Source organism: Pseudoalteromonas sp. McH1-7 (assembly GCF_013366255.1).
Classification (GTDB): Bacteria; Pseudomonadota; Gammaproteobacteria; order Enterobacterales; family Alteromonadaceae; genus Pseudoalteromonas; species Pseudoalteromonas peptidolytica.
The window spans coordinates 31,268-51,161 of record NZ_JABWPQ010000030.1; the positions used below are offsets into that span (position 1 = coordinate 31,268).

The window sequence follows — 19,894 nt, forward strand, 5'->3', positions numbered from 1 at the left end:
CACATGAAACAAATCAAAGGACCGGCAATTTTTCTCGCGCAGTTTGCTTCTGAGCAAGCACCATTCAACGACTTTAGTAGTATTTGTCAATGGGCAAGCCAATTAGGTTACAAAGGGATCCAACTACCTAGCTGGGAGGCGCGATTATTTGATTTAAGAAAAGCCGCTGAAAGCCAGGATTATTGCGATGAAATTACTGGCATTGCCAATGAGTATGGCCTTACTATTTCTGAGCTATCTACACACTTGCAAGGTCAGTTGGTTGCCGTACACCCAGCATATGACCAGATGTTTGATGGATTTGCACCAAAAGAGGTGCATGGTAAAGCACAAGCAAGAACACAATGGGCTGTTGATCAATTACTGCTTGCAGCCAGTGCAAGTGAAAAGCTAGGGCTAACCTCTCATGCCACTTTCTCAGGCGCGCTGCTTTGGCATACTGTTTACCCTTGGCCGCAAAGGCCCAGTGGACTTGTTGAGCAAGGCTTTGAGGAGTTGGCTAAACGTTGGCTGCCTATTTTGAACCGTTTCGATGAGGTAGGTGTAGATGTGTGCTACGAGCTTCATCCCGGTGAAGATTTGCATGACGGGGTCACCTTTGAGCGCTTTTTAGCAGCGACCAATCACCACCCCCGAGCCAATATTCTTTATGATCCGAGCCACTTTGTTTTACAGCAATTGGATTATTTAGCATTTATCGACATCTATCATGAGCGAATAAAAGCATTTCATGTAAAAGATGCCGAATTTATCCCCAACGGCCGCTGCGGTGTATACGGCGGATACCAAGGATGGCAACAACGGCCAGGACGGTTTCGTTCATTAGGTGACGGACAGGTCGATTTTAAAAAAATATTCAGCAAGTTAACACAGTACGGTTTTGATGGCTGGGCGGTGTTGGAATGGGAGTGCTGCATTAAACATCCCGAAGATGGCGCCAAAGAAGGGGCTGAATTTATTAAACAAAACCTGATCAGACCCACAGAGACAGCCTTCGATGACTTCGCAGGCAGTAGTACAGACACCGAGCGCAATAAGCAAATACTCGGTTTAATATAAACAGGACAGCGACCATGAAAAATAACAATTATAATCGTATCGTCTTCCATCTTTGTTGCCTAACATTGGTTGTGACGTCAATGACATTTGCGATCCGAGCGGGTATTTTAGGACAGCTAGGCGGACAATTTGGCCTTTCCGACACAGAGCTGGGCTGGGTAAACGCGATGGCATTTCTAGGCTTCCCTGTAGCAACCATGCTCGGTGGTGCTATTTACAACGCCATCGGTGCTAAAAAGCTTATCGCTTTAGCCTTTTTTTGCCACTTTGCAGGGTTAGTTTTAACCATTACCGCAGATGGTTTTTGGCTTTTGCTCATCTCGACCTTTTTGATTGGCTTTGCCAATGGCTCTGTAGAAGCTGGCTGCAACCCACTGATCGCTGAAATGTACCCCAAAAATACAACCACCATGCTCAACCGTTTCCACGTTTGGTTCCCAGGCGGCATAGTGATTGGTGCTCTGGCATCGAGTGCCATGACGACATTGGGCTTTAATTGGCAGTGGCAAGTTGCTTTGATATTAATTCCAACGCTGATTTACGGTGCGATGATGATCAAATCACAATTTCCGGAATTTGATCGCACAGATCATTCTACCACCAGCAACCTTAAACACCTGTTCTCGCCATTATATCTATTTTTAATCTGCTGTATGACCTTAACAGCAACAACCGAGCTTGGCACACAACAGTGGATTGAGCGTATTTTAGGGGCTTCTGGCGCATCTCCAATGATGATCCTTGCACTTATCACAGGACTTATGGCATTGGGCAGATTTTTTGCAGGGCCCATTGTCCACCGCTTTAACCCAACAGGCGTACTGCTCGGCTCTGCTGTATTAGCAACGGCTGGTATTCTTATGATGAGTCAAGTGCACGGAGCAGCCGTTTACCTAGCCGCCATTTTATTTGCTTTGGGTGTCACGTATTTTTGGCCAACGATGCTGGGCTGTGTTGCAGAGTACACACCAAAAACGGGGGCTCTGGGCATGTCTTTGATGGGGGGCGCTGGTATGTTTGCCGTTAGCATGTGGAATCCTGTAATTGGCAGTTGGATTGATTCAGCAAGGCGTGAGGCGCAAACCGCAGAATTAACGTCACAGCAATCTGAACTTATTGCCGGTCAAGCAGTGCTTGAAAACATCCTGTTATTTCCAGCGATTCTAATTGTGGCTTTTATCGGCCTTTATCTTTATATCAATAAAAATAAGCGCGTAGAGAAATACGCGTAATACCAATTCGCTTAATTAAGCTTGCTATTTTGAGGTGAAAAAGCCTTGCCGATAACAAGGCGAAAATTTTTCACGCAGCCAACGTTAGGTTTGCGCCTTCAAATTGAGCAAGTATTAAGACTAATTGGTACAAGTAGCAACAAGTAAAAAGTGAACAAACGAGGTTCCATTATGCTCAACTCTATAAAAATGCTCACGCTGGCATTGACTGTTAGTTGTACCGCTTGTGCGAGTACCACTGATAATCAATTGAGCCAACAAGAGCAACAAGCGGGATGGCAATTGTTATTCGATGGCAAAGACATGTCTCATTGGCGTAACTTTAAACGCGACACTCTTGACCCAAAATGGCAAGTGAAAGACGGGGCAATGACGTTAACGCAAGGGGGCGGCGGCGACATTCTAACCAAAGAAATATATCGTAATTTTGAGTTACAGCTCGAATGGAAAGTGTCAAGAAGAGGCAATAGTGGGATCTTTGTGCTGGTCGATGAAACAGGCAGTGCAATTTATTCACGAGCACCTGAAATCCAGATCTTAGACAACGAAGAGCACTCTGATAACAAAATCGACTCTCATCTGGCTGGCTCTATCTTTGACTTGATTGCCGCACCAAGTAAGGCACATAAGCCTGCTGAAAAATGGAATCAAGTACGTATTAAAATGCTAGATAATCACCTCCAAGTATGGCAGAACGGAGTCAGTACCACCAGTGTGGTGATAGGTAGCAGCACATGGAATACCCTAGTCAAAGGCAGCAAGTTCGCGACATGGGAAGGATTCGCTGAAGGCAAAAAAGGCCATATCGGTCTGCAAGACCATGGTGACCAAGTTTGGTTTAAAAATATCAAGATCAGGGAGCTGTAATGATGGCGGAATTTAACCATAAAGTACTCGTCGTTGGCTCCGGTGCAGGTGGTGCAATGGCTGCATACACCCTGGCTAAGCTTGGACATAAGGTGTTGATGCTAGAGGCCGGTAGAAATTACGATCCTAAGAAAGAAACCCCCATGTTCCGTCGCAATAGCGAAGCACCTTTGATGGGAGCAGGTAACAAAGATAAAAACTTTGGCTTTTACGATGCAACCATTGATGGTGGCTGGCAAGTACCTGACGAACCTTATACACACGCTGAAAATACCGACTTCTATTGGTGGCGAGCCCGTATGCTTGGTGGCCGAACTAACCATTGGGGGCGCTATTCGCTGCGCTTTAGTGAACATGACTTCAAGGGGAAAAGTCGTGACGGTCACGGGGCTGATTGGCCATTCGAATACCAAGATATTGCACCTTGGTATGATAAAACCGAGGAAATAGTTGGAGTCTGTGGCACGAACACTGGGCTTGATGATATGCCCCCCTCTGCTCCGGGGATCTTGCAGCCACCGCCCAAACCAAGAGTACCCGAGCTGCTTGTTGCCGCTGCGGCTAAAAAATTAGGGATCCCAGCTGTGCCCATGCACCGCGCAGTGCTTACCCGTAGTAAAGGCGATCGCTCAGCTTGCTTTTATGCGACGCCATGTGGCCATGGCTGCTCTATTGGCGCGGCTTTTCAAACCACCACTTCACTAATTCCGATGGCAAAAGCTACGGGCAACCTTGAGGTGATCACCGACGCCATGGTGAAATCAGTGACTACGGATGAAGAAGGTAAAGTTACCGGCATCACTTATGTCGATAAAAAGTCTGCACAAGAGCACGCTCTTAACGCCGACGTTGTCATACTCGCTGCCAGTGCTTGTGAATCTGCACGTATTTTACTGAACTCAAAACATACTAAACACCCTAATGGATTAGCCAACTCTAGCGGCCACGTTGGACGGAATCTGATGGACTCCACAGGTGCTTGGCTTGGTGCGCAAATACCCGCGTTAAAAGGCCGCCCTCGTTATAACGAAGATGGCCATACCGCCAACCACCTATTTATTCCTTGGTGGGGCCACAAAGCACAAGAAGAAGGTGAGTTAGCCTTCCCTCGAGGCTACCATTTTGAAATTAGCAGTGGCTTTAGGGAACCGGGCTCTGGCGTTTCAGGCGACAAGCAAGGTTATGGCCCCGAGCTAAAGCAGCAAGTACGCGACGCGTATGGCTCTTATGTTGGATTTGCACTACGCGGAGAAATGCTACCTAACCCAGATTCTTACATGGAAATTGACGAGAGTGTCAAAGACAAATGGGGGATCCCAGTTGCCAAATTCCATTTCAAATGGTCTGACAGAGAGCTAAAGCAAATTGAACACGGCCTTATAACCGCAAAGCAAATCCTTGAAACCATGGGCGCCAAGGTCGGCGAACTACCTCCTGCGGAAAAGGCTATTTCAAAAGGGGGTGAGATCATTCATGAAGTCGGCACCACAAGAATGGGCAGTTCACCCAAAGATTCCGTCACCAACCAATGGGGCCAAACTTGGGACTGTAACAACCTATTTGTAATGGACGCAGGGGTCTTTGCTTCAAACCCGCATAAGAACTGCACCTTAACCATTATGACTTTGGCGATGCGAAACTCGACTTGGCTGGCTGAACAGATTGATAAAGGAGTGCTGTGATGAATACACCTGATAACCTTAACCCTTACAGATATGTTTCAGGTATGACGCGCCGCGAGTCATTAAAATGGTTAGGCTTGCTTGCAGCAGGCTCAGCGCTCACCGTGACCGCAGGTTGTAGTAAAGTGGTAGAAGAGACGATTACGCCAAATGCTGGACACTGGCCCGATGTGGATATTAAACCCGTAACTGCTAAAGGATATGGTACAGATCCCAACATGGTGATCCCACCAGAATCACCATGGCCATTAACCTTAACCGAAGCACAACTTACCTTAGTGGCTGTCCTTGCGGATTGGATTGTGCCAAAAGAAGAGAGCCACCCGTCTGCCTCTGAAGTACAAGTGCCAAGTGTTATTGATGAATGGGTAAGCGCGCCATACCATGGCCAGCAAAAAGACCGAGTAACAATATTGCACGCATTAGCTTGGATTGATGATGAATCACAATTACGCTTTCAGCAGCAGTTTGTCGCGCTTGCAACCGCTCAACAGCAAGCAATAATTGATGACATTGCGTATTTTGATAAACACACACCAGAGCAATTTCAACGAATTGGTAAAGCTTTTTTGCGCTTCAAGGATCTCGTCCTCGGCGCTTATTTCTGCACACCAGAGGGCTGTAAGGATATTGGTTACCTTGGAAACGTGCCAATTGCAGGCGATTACCCTGGGCCGACTGCCGAAGCCAAAGCACATCTAGATGGCGTACTGGCTGAGCTTGGACTAAGCCAGTATGCGTACCGTGACTAACCCTTGAGTCATTTTGTTATGACGAATCGAAGCAGAGTTTATCTCTGCTTTTTCTTTTGGAGTAGATGATGTTTGTTAAAAGCACAAAACGATTAACGCAGGCACTACTGTTCATTGCTTTAAGTTTTATCTCACCACTGTATGCCAAGCCAGCTCTGCAATACTTACCTGTAAGTGTTCAGTTATGGTCGGTAAAAGATGAATTGACAAAAGACTTTGACGGTACCTTGCAAGCACTTGCAAGCATGGGATTTGAAGGTGTTGAATTTGCCGGAAACTTTGGCAGCTATACCGATAACCCAAGTAAATTAAAGCAAAGACTAGCTAAACTCGGCTTAGTTGCGAGCAGCGCGCACGTCGGCTTTGACGCGTTAGCTGAAGACAAACTAACAAGCACCCTGCTCTTTTACAAAACCTTAGGCGTATCTACACTCTTTATCCCTTGGGATGAAAGAGCGTGGAGTAACAATCATGTCCCAACATTTGTAAAGCAACTAAACCACGTGCACCAAGTTGCCAAACGTTACGATATGAAGATCGGGTTTCATAATCATGAAAAAGAATTTAATGCGTACGCTGCTAGCACTTTTTGGGATTACATCGCCACCAATACCCCCAATGACTTGCCACTACAGCTTGATGTTGGCTGGGTGAATTACGCTGGTAAATCAGCCCGCGAATATGTTAAGCGATATGCAGGAAGAACTGTATCGACCCATATTAAAATACGCACGCACCAAGGGGACGGCAAAAGTCCAATTATTGGTGAAAATGCGTATCCATGGAAAACGCTCATCCAAACTATGCAGCAACACGGCGGCACGCAGTGGTTAGTAATTGAACAAGAAGAATATCCAAATGGCCTGACACCACTAGAAAGCGTCGCCCGTTCAAAAGCGAATTTAGATAAGATATTAGGTGAGCAATAAGCTGGAATAAATCTACTTGTAATGGTTAGCTAGAGCTGTCACGCTAGGTTAATCAAACCTGATTGTTTTCACTGTTGTAAGCGCGTGTGGGGTGACAACTTGCTAAGTTGTGGGTAACTACCGCGACACTCAAGCCAACCGAACAAAAATGCCAAAGGTTAGCTATCAACCTTAAGCAATTTTATTATGCTTCAATGTGTTATAGTATCACTTTGATTATTCATTAGAAACACTGTGAACACTATGACAAAGAAAATCACCCGTAGCTATACCGAAAAAGATCTGAAACGGCTGGTTGCATCAGCAGGAGGTCGATGTTCTTATCGTCACGAAGGAGAAATTTGTAAAAGGCTACTAATTAGTAACAACTCTGTGGTTGGCGAAAAGGCTCATATTGAAGCGATTGGTAAAAAAGGAGCACGTCACAACCCAGATCTATCAGAAGCTAAAGTCAACAGCTATGACAACCTTATGTGGATGTGCCCTACACACCACACTATGATTGACAAACTTGACAATGAACATATTTATACCGTTGACGTACTCAGAAAGATGAAGAAGGCTCATGAAAAGGACATTGATCAAGGCAATTACAGCACAGGAGCAACACTGTACGATACTGTCATTCATGACTACACCGCTCTCAGTACTCTGTTTTATTACGTCGATATAAACAAGCTCTATTCCAGCTCTATTGATTTACCGCGCTTCTGCGGTGTTCATTTTGGTGAATTAAATGAAACGGTTAAAAACTACAAGCTAGGATTTGGGAGTTTCGGTTTACAAGATAAGTACCTCAACAAGCTATTCACCAAACTTTTAGATTCAGAGCAAATGCTATGGCAAAATATAAAAAACACCTTCGATATTGACTTTGTATTAAATGGTGATAACCCAATAGAAAAATTTTCTTGTCAACTTCGAGGCGGTAAGAGCTCAAGATATATAGAGTGGATCAACTATCTAACTTGCTGCTATCAAGAAAATGTTGATATTTTTGTACATGCCGTCCGAAATAGATACCCAGAAATACTGTTTGCTCCAATTTTTGAGTCATCTCCTGAAGCATGACCACTCATTAGCGTGTATTCCTGAATACCTCATTTATCCACAAGTAAAAATTACAACCTCAACACATAAGTCACCTTTACCTTGGGCTTTAAAACCCACGAGGAGTCAAAGTTTGCTACAATTTTCCAATAGCTTGACCCCTCGATGATCTTTAACCCAATGTCTAGAGAGAGCGTCAGCAACCACCGTACTTTGATCTGGCCTATATACTGACTTAATTTTCAATGCTATAGGTTCGTATATCATTAAGGCGTGCTAAGGCCGTAATAAGCGGTGAATAGTTGTTGACTACAACGTACAACGAAGCCAACGATTACAGCTCAGACTTTAAAGCTTTTTTATATTCAATTAAATGGTCAAAAACCTTATTTGAAATAGCTTCTAACTTTGGTTGAGTATTTTTTCCAGCTACATTGGTTGCAATGAAAATACCAATTTTTTTCTTCGGATAAATGGCAAGCCAGCTAGATGTGCCCATTGAACCACCACTATGGTATAGAACTTGTTCATTTGAATCATAGTTATTTGTGTACCAAAAAAATGCCATACCATGACCCGTCCAACTTTCATTCAAAAGTTGATGAGAAATAGCTACCTCAGGCTCTGCCGAAAGTTGGTGTTGAATATACTGCGTGATAGATTCAACGTTTGTAGTCAACCCTCCCCCAGCAAAACTATATGCACTGGACAGAGGCACTTGTTCACCATCTCTTATACCCACAGTAATTTCGCCTGGCTTAAAGTGAGTGCCTCTAAATTTCGTGTGCTGCTCTTTAGACTTAGCTGTGATGAATTCAGAAACCAATAAAGCAAAAGGTTTTTGATAAACAGATTCCAGAATATACCCTGCTAAATTAGTACCAACGCTTGAATACAAATAGTCCTCACCAGGTATAGAATTCAGCTTTACTTTTTTAAGATCCTCAAAGTAATTATCTCTGGAATAATTTGACATTTTTTCAAAAGCAACTGCAACGCCTTTAGCTTTGTCTTCACTGTTGTAAGCAAACTCTTGTGGGAGACCACTAGTATGAGTCATAAGGTGTCGTAATGTTATATATTGATTAGACAGCTCTAAATTTTTGTATTCATTATTTTTGAGGTAATGACGAATATCTTTATCAAGCTCAACCTTCCCATCCTGAATGGCTTTAGCAACAACTAAACCGGTATAGGTTTTAGTTATAGAGGCAATTTCATATATTGTCTGGTTATCAGGTGTATCTCCATTCCTTAACGTCCCTAAGTGATATTGGTAAGTATTCTCTGCATCTACAACAGAAATTGAGACCACCTGCCCAGGATTGTCATCAATAAATTCTGTGATTTCCGCTTTCGTATTGGACTCAAAATTAATGGCATCATAACTTGCGCAAGAAGCCAACACTGCCATTAATGAGATGACAAATATCAATGATAAAGACCGGGTTATTAATCGATTCACAAAAACTCCTAAATTTGAAGTGTAACCGGCATCTAGCGCTCTAATCAGAGACAACAAAATAACTGGTTAAAATTAGCATCAAAGAAGCAATACCAACCGTTTATTGTTCTTTGAGTTGGCTTGCTAAGCACTGTTACTGCTGCTTTGAGATTATCATTTCCTTTGCGACAAGTGCGGCTGAGGGTAAAAACATTGTTGAGATAACCCGTTGATCTGCGATCACTGCGTGTTTATTTTTTAGTGTTTTCTTATTTTGAGCGATAGCACCATTCTTATTAAGCTGACTTTCAATAAGAAAAGGCAAAAGTGTTCCTTGCTTTGCCCATGGCTTAGATAGTTCTGTGGAGTTAGGGAATCCTGCTACTTTTTTCCCTTTCACCAAAAACTCCCCATTAGATAATGTCACGTTTGCAATGCCTGCTGAACCATGACCACCAACACCGACCATACCACCTGACTCATAGATACTACTTATAATGGAGTGAATTTTTTTATTATCTGCAACGTCAAACATGACACCGTAGCCACCACCGATGAATACTCCCCAATAGTCATTCGGTTCAATTTCAGAGGGTTTGAGTGAATTGTTTGCTTTTTCTAAGAAGCCCTCATATTTGATGGTGTAACTACTTATCCCTAGCGGATCCATCATGAACTTAACTTCACCGCCATTGGGTGATACAAAATCAACTTCAAAGCCGTGGCTAACAAAAATATGATACGGAGGTGCAAATTCCCATAAGTTGTTTCTTGCATCATGTTTTTCAGGGTCTCCCATATCTACCATATTAGAAGCCACCATTAGTATTTTCTTTGTAGGCGCTGCTATGGCGCTGGTAGCAGATAAGGCAGCTGCTAGCATAATAGCGATAAAGAATTTCATAGTTTTCCTTTATAAATAACTAAAATCATTCTTTAGACGAGGCAAATGAGCAAAAGGTTTAAATTCTGAATTAATCTGGGAAATTAATGCCATCGTGACTAGCTAAAGTGACCTAGTGCGTGATTATTACTCATGTTTACATTGCTTAAATATTGATAGTGAAAAGGCGAAGTGCCTGTCAGAAAAGCGCAAGTGATACGATGGCATACTCTGTTTAAGGACGAATATACCACGTGCATTATCTAGAAGTTTACGGCAATAACGTCGGCTTTAACGAACGGCTCCCAGACGTGATGCCTCAGTTGATAAAGCTGAGATAAATTGTTCGGCATTATCTACCCCAATGAAAACACTTTTAACACTCCCCACAGGTTCTACCAGTGTAATTTCAACATTAGGGAAACCCGAATAGTTATAGCGCTTTATAGACTTAGAGCGCCCCACAAACCCTGTGCTCTTCTGAATTTTTGCTATATTACTTAACGGTATAACGAATGGTTGATAAAGGCCGTATCGAATGAGTAAATGATTTCCCATCAAAGAAATAGGCCGTTTTGCAACAGCACGGTACTCCGCAAAGAAAAATACCAAGCTAAATATCGTCAGCAAGGTGACGATATTTGCCGCAAACGGAGACCAGATAAAATGCAGCAATAAATGTGCAATTGGCACTTCAAGTGCAATTAAAAAGATAAAACCAAGCAGATTGCTTTGTGCCCCATCTTTGTTGTGATACGTGAAGTGCTGCTCGCCACTGAAGTTTTTTGGCTGCACTCGCTTAGAAAAAAGCGCATAGGTCCACATTCGGGTTTCAAAACTCAGTAACTTTGCAACAGGGCCGTCACCAACATATTTTTTAATCGGTTTTTCAATGGCTTGGTCGGGGTCTTCAGACTTGCAAATGGCGGCTTTAATCGCAAGGTATACAGTTAAAATTGCAGCTAGTTCAAAAGCAAGCGTGATAGCCAATAAAACGTAGCGCCCATTTTCAAGATAATGCCAAATGAGCTTACTTTGTTCGGGAATAATGTAACTGCCGATAAGTACAGCCAAACACACTAAAATAACCGACTTTAAGAAGGCTTCTTTTCTATCTTCTATACAAAAAAAGCAAATAATTGGCAGCACAATCAACGCATCTAAAAGAAACAACCATTCAAAATTTGCACTGCCATAATCAGTAAGCGAGCCATTAGATTGGTAATAGAACCCCCACCATAACGAAATACAAACAAGAAATATTAGGGGCAATTTTGACTTAATGGAACGATTCACCGATACCTCCTTATCCAAACCTCAGGTTATGTACGTGTTACTTAACGACTCTATGTTAGTTGCAGTAAATCCCACTTGTTACCATAGAGATCTTGAAATACCACTACTGTGCCATATTCTTCAATTCTTGGTTCTTCATTAAATATAACACCTTGTGCCTTCATTGACTCATAGTCACGCCAGAAATCATTTGTTTGTAGAAACAAGAATACACGACCACCAGTTTGATTTCCTACTGCTTGCATTTGTTCTGGTGTACTCGCTTGAGCCAACAGTAAGTTCGTACCATTGGAGTTTGGAGGGGAGACTTGAACCCAGCGTTTACCGCCTCCTAAATCGCTATCTTCAACTAGCGTGAATTGAAGTTTTTGCGTGTAAAACTCTATCGCATCATCGTAATTCTCAACGACTAAAGCGATGTTTCCGATTTGCTGCTGAACCGTGTTAGACATGATCTTTTCCACAATTTTAAGACTTTTTAAAAAAGCGCATAATACCCAGTTAAAGTGTAGGCAGTCTAATAACAATGTGAGGTCAACATTAAAATTGGTGGTTGCAGGAAACCAAAAAATTGCACTGATTGCCTGTGTTAGGAAGATAATTGTGATCTTAAATTCGATACTCAGAGACGAGATAATGTGGCAAGCACCACAAGCATAAAATTAGCTATTGACGCCATGGTCTCTTATTAGACACATAATTCAAGCTCCATATAAATACTCAATGGATCATATAGATAGCTTCCAAACTGTTTTCTTTTTCTAAAACCAAGTTTTTCATACAGATTGATTGCCTCAGACTGCTTGATACCTGTTTCGAGCCTTATAGCTGGGAACCTTTCTTCTTTAGCATACGCTATCAGAGCATTCATTATCGATTTCGAAATTCCTTTACCACGATAATTTGGCTTTACGTAAATACGCTTTAATTCACCATAAATACCATCGTTGCATTTACGAACAATTGCCCCACAACCTATAACTTCCTTACCATTTTTGACCCCGATAAAATAAACATCGTCGCTCATTAACTCTTCAATCGACAACAACTGATTGCTTTCCTGAGGATAAAGCGAGTTCATCAAGTCGTCTATCTCATTTACAACCGACTTCACACTTTCGGACTTAGGATCTAGTTCAATTATTTCCATATTCTTCCATGCTACGTTTGGCGCTCAACTGCTCATTAGCGTGTACTCTTGAATATCTCACTTACCCAAAAGATAAATAAAAATGAAATTCAAGTGAGCTTTATTTAATAATTTTAGAAAGTTAACAGTCGATGGTTAGCAATTCAATACACAAATTGCCCGCTACACACAAAAGCGACTTATCCGAGCTATTAGTTGGCTCGTTAAGAACAAGTTGCATCTCGCTGGTATTGTATTATTGACCTTAAGCCAGATAACAACGGGGATCAGCATCAAAAAATTGTTGTCGCCAAGCGATAAGCTTACCTGCACTTTCAAATATCCGTTTTGCTGACTCTTTGTGCTCTAAAAAAAGCAATTTGAATCTGCTCAAAGTTGATAATATCGGCAAGTCTTGTCTACATTGCTAAATTTTGTGGTGAAAAATTGAAAACGTCATAACAACCAAGTTTAATTGCAGCTTATCTAAACTTTGAAGGACTTTGTTTAAAAGTTCGAGAAAAGGCCTCAGCACTGTCACACTTGGTTTCAAGTGCGGACATATTGGGCCTTTCATGACGATATGGTGGTCTATTAGCCAAATTTCATGCTCAATCTGCATTGACACGTTTGTCACATTTTCCACTAACTTCGGCAGCCTGCATGATTTGGCATAACTGGTCATTTACCCAAGACAACGTAACTACATACCCGACATCATCCATAGGCTCCTCAAATATTTCACAACGCCCTAAAGAACCGATGGTTGTCATTACTTCTCCAGGTACTCGTGTATTCCAGTGTTTATATAACTCGCTAACTTCACGGCAGTACTGGATAAAACCGCTGCTTTGTAGAGTGTCTTCTGAGAAATCACCTGCTTGCATCAAGTTTTCTAGATTAAGCAGCGGATCGATAAAATCATAGTAAGCAATATACTTCCCATACATTTCTTTACGATATTGTTCTTTTGCAGTCCAAATACCTGTTAAGAGAGCTATAGCTGCCACTCCAAAAGCAAGCCAGCCTACCCCAGTGACTTTTCTGATTCCTGACTCGGCAGAATTCCATGTTTCACCACGAATAGACAACACTGTAGCTAAAAATGCTAATAATGGGACTAGAAAGCTTGCAAACATTGCTATTTCCCTAAATCTGCTAAACATAATGATTTTATGGTGCTAGCCTCTGCATTTCCTAATGGGAGCTAGCAACTTTATAATAGAGTAGATAACGAATACCCACGTCAAACTTTATTGATTTATAGCCAAAATGACGGTGAATATCGGCATTAAATTTTTACAATCGTAACTAACACTCTCTTTTACGATGCTTTCCTACTTGGCTCACTTGATATTGAGCAATGAGCTTGTCCATCACTTTAGCTGCACTTGCAATATCACGTGCGGCAATGCTTATCTGCTCTGCACCGGATACATTTTCCGTGGCTTTTTCAAATATTGCAGAGATATTTTTGCTGACCTCATCAATTGCATTGCTTTGTTGTTGCGTGTTGTTTGAAACAGACTCTGTGACTAACTCTACTTGTTGTGCCTGTTCAACAATTTGTTGCAAAGCTATTTTGATCTCTTTTGCACGTGCCGCAGCTTCTAGCGCGTTTTCTTTGCCCTGAGTGATAACATTGGATGCTTCTGATGAACTACTTTGAAGCTCAGATACGAGCGCGGAAATTTCTTCAGTCGAGTTTTGAGTACGACTGGCAAGGCTGCGCACCTCGTCTGCAACAACAGCAAAACCTCTTCCTTGTTCTCCAGCCCTTGCAGCTTCGATAGCTGCATTCAATGCCAATAAATTTGTTTGCTCAGCAATACTTCTAATCATATCAACCATCGATGAAATACTACCCACTCGATTGTTAAGTTCATCCACCGTAGTTGCGGATCGCTCCATATCATTTGATGCTTGCTGAATAACATTTACAGCATCCTCCACAACTTGCTGTCCTTGTAAAGACTCTTGTGTCACAGTTTTAGCTGCGGTGGCATTTTCATGCATGGAGTTTGCAATGACTTGTATGTTAGCGCTCATTTGTTCTGAAGCAGATGCAATAGTTTGGATCCCTGATTGTTGACTAATTAGGTTATCTTGGCTTTGCTGAATGGCAGTAGCTGTCTCTTCTGACGAATTGGTTATGCCCATTGAGACTCTAGCAAATTCAACCAAATCGTCCTCAAATTGCTTCGTTAGATTGTTAATGCTTTTTGCTGATTGCCCTAACTCATCCTCGGTGACTACTTTAATTTCATGACCTAAGTCTTTTTTGACTCGAGCAATTTCAATACCCTCAGCAATCATTGCTGATTGTTGCTTACGCAGGCGAATCGCAAAAAACAATGCTGCAGTAATAAAAAAGCCAATTATTAATATGATAAATTCTACTACCAAGACCATCACGGCATGCTGTTGAATATCAATAGCTGTTTTATCAACCAATGTTAATGCTTTTTCTTCTGCCTCTTTTAGTATATTGATTCGCTCTGTCGCAGCTTTAAACCATGCTTCAGCGCTGAGGTTAAAGCCGTCATTTTTATCAGCCACACTTTGCCTGAAGACGTCAACGGTGCGCATCGATGAATGATTCAACGCTTGTTTGAATAATTCACGCATTTGTGGAGGAGAGGCTTCTAACGCTTCTTCAAGGTATACGGCTTGTTTGGTTATCAGAGCAACATATTTGTTTTTCAGTGAAGGTGTAAATGTATTAGCACTAAGCACATTAGACAAAACGGCGCGCTCTATACCAGCTGATTCCTTGGCATTTGAAAAGTTATATATTGCGACTAATTCAGTAGATATAGTGTGATCGTTGCTCAGTCTCGAGGCCTTGATAACGATATGTAGAGCCTTTAGGTTAATATCTGTGTAATACTTTAGCGCTTCTGAAATAGGCATAGAAAGAGAATCGATACTAGAACGTACACTAGATAAACGAGAGAATTTACTCTCAAACTCTATCAGCTCTTGTGCCATTTCTGGCATAAGATCCCACTTTTGCTGTTGTTGCTTTAGTTTTGCAATTGCACTATCGGTAAGATTACGTTGCAGCCTTAAGTTTTGCTCAAACTTAAGGCCTTGAGAGCCAATGAAGCCTGCTGATGCTCCCCGCTCTTTTTGTGTTTCATGGATCACATTTAAAACTGCATGGCTTAAAAAGGCATTATACTCTGCGTCATATGCGTCCTTCATTCTTTTGGCAGATACTGATACATCATAAAAAATGACAGCGCCAAGTAACATACATGGCATCAATACCATTAACGTCATATGGCTGGAAACAACACGAGCGAGAGATTTAAACATTATGCCACCACTAAAAGTTGGAGTAACAAAAAATTTAACAGCGATGATGACTATACGTTCACCGTTGCATACAAAAAACAGCCGGAATAAAAGATCAGGATGGCGAAATATCACCTCTACATGTCATGCAAAGAGTTATCGTTGAGTGTTGTAAAGAGATAATCTGGCGAGTATAAGCGCTGAAAAAATATAAAGGCATCATTGATTCTACTTCAAACTTATTTATCTTTTTATAGTCTCTAGAAGTGTTTGTTGTCAATAAATGCAAGGCTAATCCTTACAGATAATTAACCTTTTGAACTGATAATTTAATATAGTCCAAATAAAATGATACTGTAGTCATCAAGTTAGCGGTAACTTACGCAAGTTACTCGGAAGAAACTTTTAGAGTAAATGCTATCTATAATGGTTTAAAAAATTCAAGTTTCTAGTTAGAGAACCACGAGAAATATTTCACCACAAACCCAAGATACCCAGCAGTAATTACGCACTCTGAAGCTATGATGTTTGTCATGGTAAAAACACCCTCATGTACAAATCAATCACACCTACGCAACATTCGTTTGCCGTGATAGAGCCGTTACTACTTTGCCCTGAGAACAAACAAAGTATTACATACCAGCTCAAATTGTTGTCCATAATGCTTCGGTGTAAAGCTATAATGTTTAACTCATTGAACTGGCATACCTAAAAGCTAAATACTTTCCTCATAATCCAACACTTTAGCGTCATTGGCCTTGTTAAGCAGGCCGCGGCTTTGTGATAGAAAGTGTTTCGCGCTTTCTGAGAAATACTGTTTGGCCTCTGAAAAAGACTGCATTAGGCCTTCTTTGTCGCCCTGCTGCAACTTCGTCAGTGTTTGTTCGAAGGTATCTTGATAGCTTGCTAAAAGCCCTTCAACATCATTAAATTGCGCAAGCATAATATCAGAGTACAGCTCTGGCGATTGCGCAAATAGACGCCCGACCATCATCAATTCTAATTGGTAAATTGGCGATGAGCAGCTTCTTAGCTCCTTCAGTGAATGGCATTGCTTAGATAAAAACTGCCCGTATACAAAAGTGGTTAAGTGACGCATAACTTGGATAATCTGCATAGATTGATCATGCTTTTTAGCGTCCATTGGCACCAGCTGGCTTCCCCAAATTCTCAGCTGTTTGATTAGCCCTTCACACTGTTTTGGCATGCGTCCTTCACACACAACTATGGTCTGTTTAACCCAATGTGATATATCAGGGCCGAACATTGGGTGCAGCCCCACAACAGGGCCGCTATGCTTGTTCAATAGCACTTTTAGCGGCGCTTGTTTCACCGAGGTAATATCAGCGAGAATACAATCATCAGGTAGCGCAGGCAGTGCATTAACAACTTGCTCTAGTGCGTTAATTGGTACGCTCACCAACACCAGTTTTGCATCACTTAGTAACGCAGTAGCCTCTGATTGATTATCTTTATCAAGTATTCGTACCTCATAACCGGAGCGTTTAAACTGTTTCGCAAACAGTTTACCCATGGCACCTTGACCCCCAACGATCACAATAGGTGACATTATTGGTGCTGCACACGCAAGCTCACTTTGTTGGTTTTCGTAGGCTTCTCGCATCATTCTGCGCAGAATATCCTCGACAAGGTCAGGGTTAACCCCTTTGTTCTCGGCTTCTACACGGCGTGCTTTGATAAGCTCAGCCTCGCGCTTTGGCACGTGCAGTGGCGCGCCTTTTTGCTGTTTTATTTTTCCAACTTGCTCGGTCAATACTTTACGCTTTGCAAGTAATGCGACAAGTTCGCTATCACACTCATCTATTGCAACGCGTATTGCTTCTAAATCATTAGCCCCATTCATGATGTAAACTTATATATACAGTAGTAAATTAAATAATACACCGAGTCTAACAAGAAGTAAGCCGCATTAAAAGTAAGCTACCATGAAAATATCATGACAAAAGATGTGATATGAGAGTGAGTATTTACAGAATGGGAATAATGAGCAGGGCTAAAACCAAAACAGGCCGCATATAGCGGCCTGTTTTATCTGCATTTGATAAATGCGACGTATTAGTTAAGTTTCTCTTTAATACGTGCAGATTTACCAGAACGCTCACGTAGGTAGTAAAGCTTAGCACGACGAACCGCACCACGACGCTTAACTGTTACGCTGCTGATAAGAGGGCTGTGCGTTTGGAATACACGCTCAACACCTTCACCGCTTGAAATCTTACGAACAGTGAAAGATGAGTGTAGACCACGGTTACGCTTAGCGATTACAACACCTTCAAAGGCCTGTAGACGCTCTTTGTTACCTTCTTTAACGCGTACCTGTACAACAACTGTATCACCAGCGCCGAACGCAGGTACGTCTTGCTTAAGCTGTTCAGCTTCAAGCTCTTTAATAATATTTTGGTTTACTTTTGCCATTTTATTTCTCACATTCCTAGGTGTAACTGTCTTCTAGCCACAAGCTTGGTCATTCTCCTGCTGAAACTCAGCAAGTAATGCCGCCTGCTCCTCAGTCAGAGCTAGGTTACGCAACAAGTCAGGACGACGTTGCCAAGTTCTACCCAAAGACTGCTTTAAGCGCCATTTGGCTATCTCTTGGTGGTTTCCGCTGAGTAATACAGCAGGCACCTTTTTATCATCCAATGTTTCCGGCCGAGTATAATGAGGACAATCTAACAAGCCATCCGAGAATGAATCTTGTTCAGCTGATTGGTTGTGACCTAGTACGCCTGGCACTAATCGTGCGACTGCATCAATTAATGTCATGGCAGGTAACTCACCGCCACTCAGTATAAAATCACCAATGGACCATTCTTCATCTATAAAAGACTCGATGATCCGCTCATCAATACCTTCATAACGACCCGCAACTAGTATCAACTTTTCAGATTTCGCCAATTCTGACGCACCTTGCTGATCTAGTTTTCGCCCTTGAGGGGACATATAAATTACTTTAGCACCACCACCTGCTGCCGCTTTGGCATCAAGAATGGCTTTTTTGAGAGGCTCAACCATCATTAGCATTCCAGGACCACCACCATAAGGTCGGTCATCCACAGTTCTATGCTTGTCAATGGCATAATCTCGGGGGTTCCAGCAATTAAACTCAATCAAGCCGTTTTTCACAGCTCGACCCGTTACGCCTTGCTGAGTTATCGCATCAAACATTTCAGGAAAAAGTGAAACCACCCCAACCCATAGCTTTTGCTGATCACTCATTAAAACGCTGGATCCCAATCTACAGTAACTTTTCTCTCTTCATGGTTAACGTCCAAAACAACAGAGTCTGTTAAGAATGGAATTAACCTTTCAGATTGCCCAAACGCATCTTTTTTGTTTGCTTTCACAACCAAAACGTCATTTGAGCCTGTCTCCATCAAGTCATCGACTACGCCTAAGTCGTATCCTTTATTTGTTACGACCGACATGCCGATAAGATCTCGCCAATAAAACTCCCCTTCAGGTAATTCAGGAAGCTGCTCAGCATAAACAGCGATTTCCGCATTGGTATAAGCCATTGCCTCATCTCTGTCGTTTACTTGCGCAAATTTAGCGATATATCCCTTGTTGTGACGACGCCAGTCGCTCACTTCAAGGTTTTGCCATTTACCTTGTTGCCCTATCAACCATGGGCTGAAATCGAAGATCCCTTGGGGATCATCAGTAAATGAATGCACCTTAAGCCAACCCTTGATGCCATAAGGAGCACCAAGCTTACCAACAACGATTGTCGAGGTTTTACTTTGACTCATGGTTACACTTACGCCTATTAAGCCGCTTTACGAGCGTCTTTAACCAGCTTAGCAACGCGATCTGAAAGAGATGCGCCTTGACCTACCCAGTGATCAACACGAGATAAATCTAAACGTACTTTTTCTTCCTGACCTGCTGCGATCGGGTTAAAGAAACCTACTTTCTCGATGAAACGACCGTCACGCGAGAAACGGCTATCCGCAACCACGATTTGATAGAATGGACGCTTTTTAGCGCCGCCACGTTGCAAACGAATAGTTACCATACCGTCCTCTACATAGATTGACTGTTTTCATTAATAAGTTTGTACTTCCCACTACGGGAAGCTCGGGCATTTTACGCATTTTCACGCGCAATGCAAGTAAATTCCAAAGCCAAGCGCAGATTTCGCTCAGCAAAACGCAAAAGTAAAGTTTACCTCAGCACCACCGTCTCATTTTAGGTACAAGCACAGACGGTATGTAAGCACGGTAAAAGTCAAAACGCACTGTTATTTTTTG

Annotated in this window: 19 protein-coding genes and 1 pseudogene; 8 read left to right on the forward strand and 12 right to left on the reverse strand. The window is 42.2% G+C overall.

The features are described 5' to 3' along the window. The first annotated feature begins 3 nt into the window (after positions 1-3). The 7 genes from HUZ36_RS18570 (at position 4) to HUZ36_RS18600 (ending at position 7,592) form a co-directional block, all read left to right on the forward strand. On the forward strand, positions 4-1,059 hold the full coding sequence (locus HUZ36_RS18570) for a sugar phosphate isomerase/epimerase family protein (protein ID WP_176033652.1): 1,056 nt from the start codon (positions 4-6) through the stop codon (positions 1,057-1,059). A gap of 14 nt (positions 1,060-1,073) precedes the next feature. After that, entirely contained in the window at positions 1,074-2,291 is a 1,218-nt protein-coding gene (locus HUZ36_RS18575) for an MFS transporter (RefSeq protein WP_176033653.1), read from the forward strand. A 171-nt stretch (positions 2,292-2,462) separates the two neighbouring features. After that, the gene (locus HUZ36_RS18580; RefSeq protein WP_176033654.1) at positions 2,463-3,158 is read left to right on the forward strand and encodes a 3-keto-disaccharide hydrolase; all 696 of its coding nucleotides are present in this window, start codon (positions 2,463-2,465) and stop codon (positions 3,156-3,158) included. Further along, a complete protein-coding gene (locus tag HUZ36_RS18585; protein ID WP_254879588.1) occupies positions 3,158-4,840 on the forward strand; it encodes a GMC family oxidoreductase in 1,683 nt (560 codons plus the stop codon). Before HUZ36_RS18580 ends, HUZ36_RS18585 begins: the two co-directional genes overlap by 1 nt. Next, the gene (locus HUZ36_RS18590) at positions 4,840-5,592 is read left to right on the forward strand and encodes a gluconate 2-dehydrogenase subunit 3 family protein (protein ID WP_125254090.1); all 753 of its coding nucleotides are present in this window, start codon (positions 4,840-4,842) and stop codon (positions 5,590-5,592) included. The genes HUZ36_RS18585 and HUZ36_RS18590 overlap by 1 nt, the downstream gene beginning before the upstream one ends. 65 nt (positions 5,593-5,657) lie before the next feature. Further along, complete coding sequence (locus HUZ36_RS18595; protein ID WP_254879589.1) at positions 5,658-6,521, forward strand: sugar phosphate isomerase/epimerase family protein; 864 nt, start codon at positions 5,658-5,660, stop codon at positions 6,519-6,521. A gap of 243 nt (positions 6,522-6,764) precedes the next feature. Next, positions 6,765-7,592, forward strand: a complete 828-nt coding sequence (locus HUZ36_RS18600; RefSeq protein WP_176033655.1) for a hypothetical protein — start codon at positions 6,765-6,767, stop codon at positions 7,590-7,592. 313 nt (positions 7,593-7,905) lie between these two features. On the opposite strand, the gene HUZ36_RS18605 is transcribed toward HUZ36_RS18600, so the two are convergent. The 4 genes from HUZ36_RS18605 to HUZ36_RS18620 all read right to left on the reverse strand — a co-directional run bounded on the left by HUZ36_RS18605 (position 7,906) and on the right by HUZ36_RS18620 (position 11,646). Continuing rightward, entirely contained in the window at positions 7,906-9,036 is a 1,131-nt protein-coding gene (locus HUZ36_RS18605) for a serine hydrolase domain-containing protein (RefSeq protein ID WP_176033656.1), read from the reverse strand. A 133-nt stretch (positions 9,037-9,169) separates the two neighbouring features. Further along, positions 9,170-9,919, reverse strand: coding sequence for a type 1 glutamine amidotransferase domain-containing protein (locus tag HUZ36_RS18610; RefSeq protein ID WP_176033657.1), 750 nt, complete (start codon positions 9,917-9,919; stop codon positions 9,170-9,172). 270 nt (positions 9,920-10,189) lie between these two features. Beyond that, positions 10,190-11,194, reverse strand: a complete 1,005-nt coding sequence (locus HUZ36_RS18615) for a hypothetical protein (protein ID WP_176033658.1) — start codon at positions 11,192-11,194, stop codon at positions 10,190-10,192. Between the two features lie 50 nt (positions 11,195-11,244). After that, positions 11,245-11,646 carry a VOC family protein gene (locus HUZ36_RS18620; RefSeq protein WP_147388849.1) on the reverse strand — a complete coding sequence of 134 codons (402 nt, stop codon included), beginning with the start codon at positions 11,644-11,646 and terminating at the stop codon, positions 11,245-11,247. A 61-nt stretch (positions 11,647-11,707) separates the two neighbouring features. Between HUZ36_RS18620 and HUZ36_RS21810 the strand changes: the two are divergent. Next, positions 11,708-11,854, forward strand: a pseudogene (locus HUZ36_RS21810) (IS110 family transposase); the annotation flags it as partial. A 28-nt stretch (positions 11,855-11,882) separates the two neighbouring features. On the opposite strand, the gene HUZ36_RS18625 reads toward HUZ36_RS21810, so the two are convergent. From HUZ36_RS18625 to rpsP, 8 genes are all read right to left on the reverse strand, one after another. Then, positions 11,883-12,344 (reverse strand): GNAT family N-acetyltransferase, encoded by a 462-nt coding sequence (locus HUZ36_RS18625; protein ID WP_176033659.1) that lies wholly within the window; start codon positions 12,342-12,344, stop codon positions 11,883-11,885. A 590-nt stretch (positions 12,345-12,934) separates the two neighbouring features. Continuing rightward, positions 12,935-13,462 (reverse strand): hypothetical protein, encoded by a 528-nt coding sequence (locus HUZ36_RS18630; RefSeq protein ID WP_176033660.1) that lies wholly within the window; start codon positions 13,460-13,462, stop codon positions 12,935-12,937. A 172-nt stretch (positions 13,463-13,634) separates the two neighbouring features. Next, complete coding sequence (locus HUZ36_RS18635; protein WP_176033661.1) at positions 13,635-15,644, reverse strand: methyl-accepting chemotaxis protein; 2,010 nt, start codon at positions 15,642-15,644, stop codon at positions 13,635-13,637. A gap of 694 nt (positions 15,645-16,338) precedes the next feature. Next, a complete protein-coding gene (gene tyrA / locus HUZ36_RS18640; protein ID WP_176033662.1) occupies positions 16,339-17,487 on the reverse strand; it encodes a bifunctional chorismate mutase/prephenate dehydrogenase in 1,149 nt (382 codons plus the stop codon). Between the two features lie 212 nt (positions 17,488-17,699). Beyond that, a complete protein-coding gene (gene rplS / locus HUZ36_RS18645) occupies positions 17,700-18,059 on the reverse strand; it encodes a 50S ribosomal protein L19 (RefSeq protein WP_125254081.1) in 360 nt (119 codons plus the stop codon). Positions 18,060-18,092: 33 nt separating this feature from the next. Continuing rightward, positions 18,093-18,860: a tRNA (guanosine(37)-N1)-methyltransferase TrmD gene (gene trmD, locus HUZ36_RS18650; protein ID WP_176033663.1), complete on the reverse strand. Its 768-nt coding sequence runs from the start codon at positions 18,858-18,860 to the stop codon at positions 18,093-18,095. Then, on the reverse strand, positions 18,860-19,393 hold the full coding sequence (gene rimM, locus HUZ36_RS18655) for a ribosome maturation factor RimM (protein WP_176033664.1): 534 nt from the start codon (positions 19,391-19,393) through the stop codon (positions 18,860-18,862). The genes trmD and rimM overlap by 1 nt, the downstream gene beginning before the upstream one ends. A 17-nt stretch (positions 19,394-19,410) precedes the next feature. Further along, positions 19,411-19,659 carry a 30S ribosomal protein S16 gene (rpsP, locus tag HUZ36_RS18660; RefSeq protein WP_017216164.1) on the reverse strand — a complete coding sequence of 83 codons (249 nt, stop codon included), beginning with the start codon at positions 19,657-19,659 and terminating at the stop codon, positions 19,411-19,413. Between the last annotated feature and the right edge of the window lie 235 nt (positions 19,660-19,894).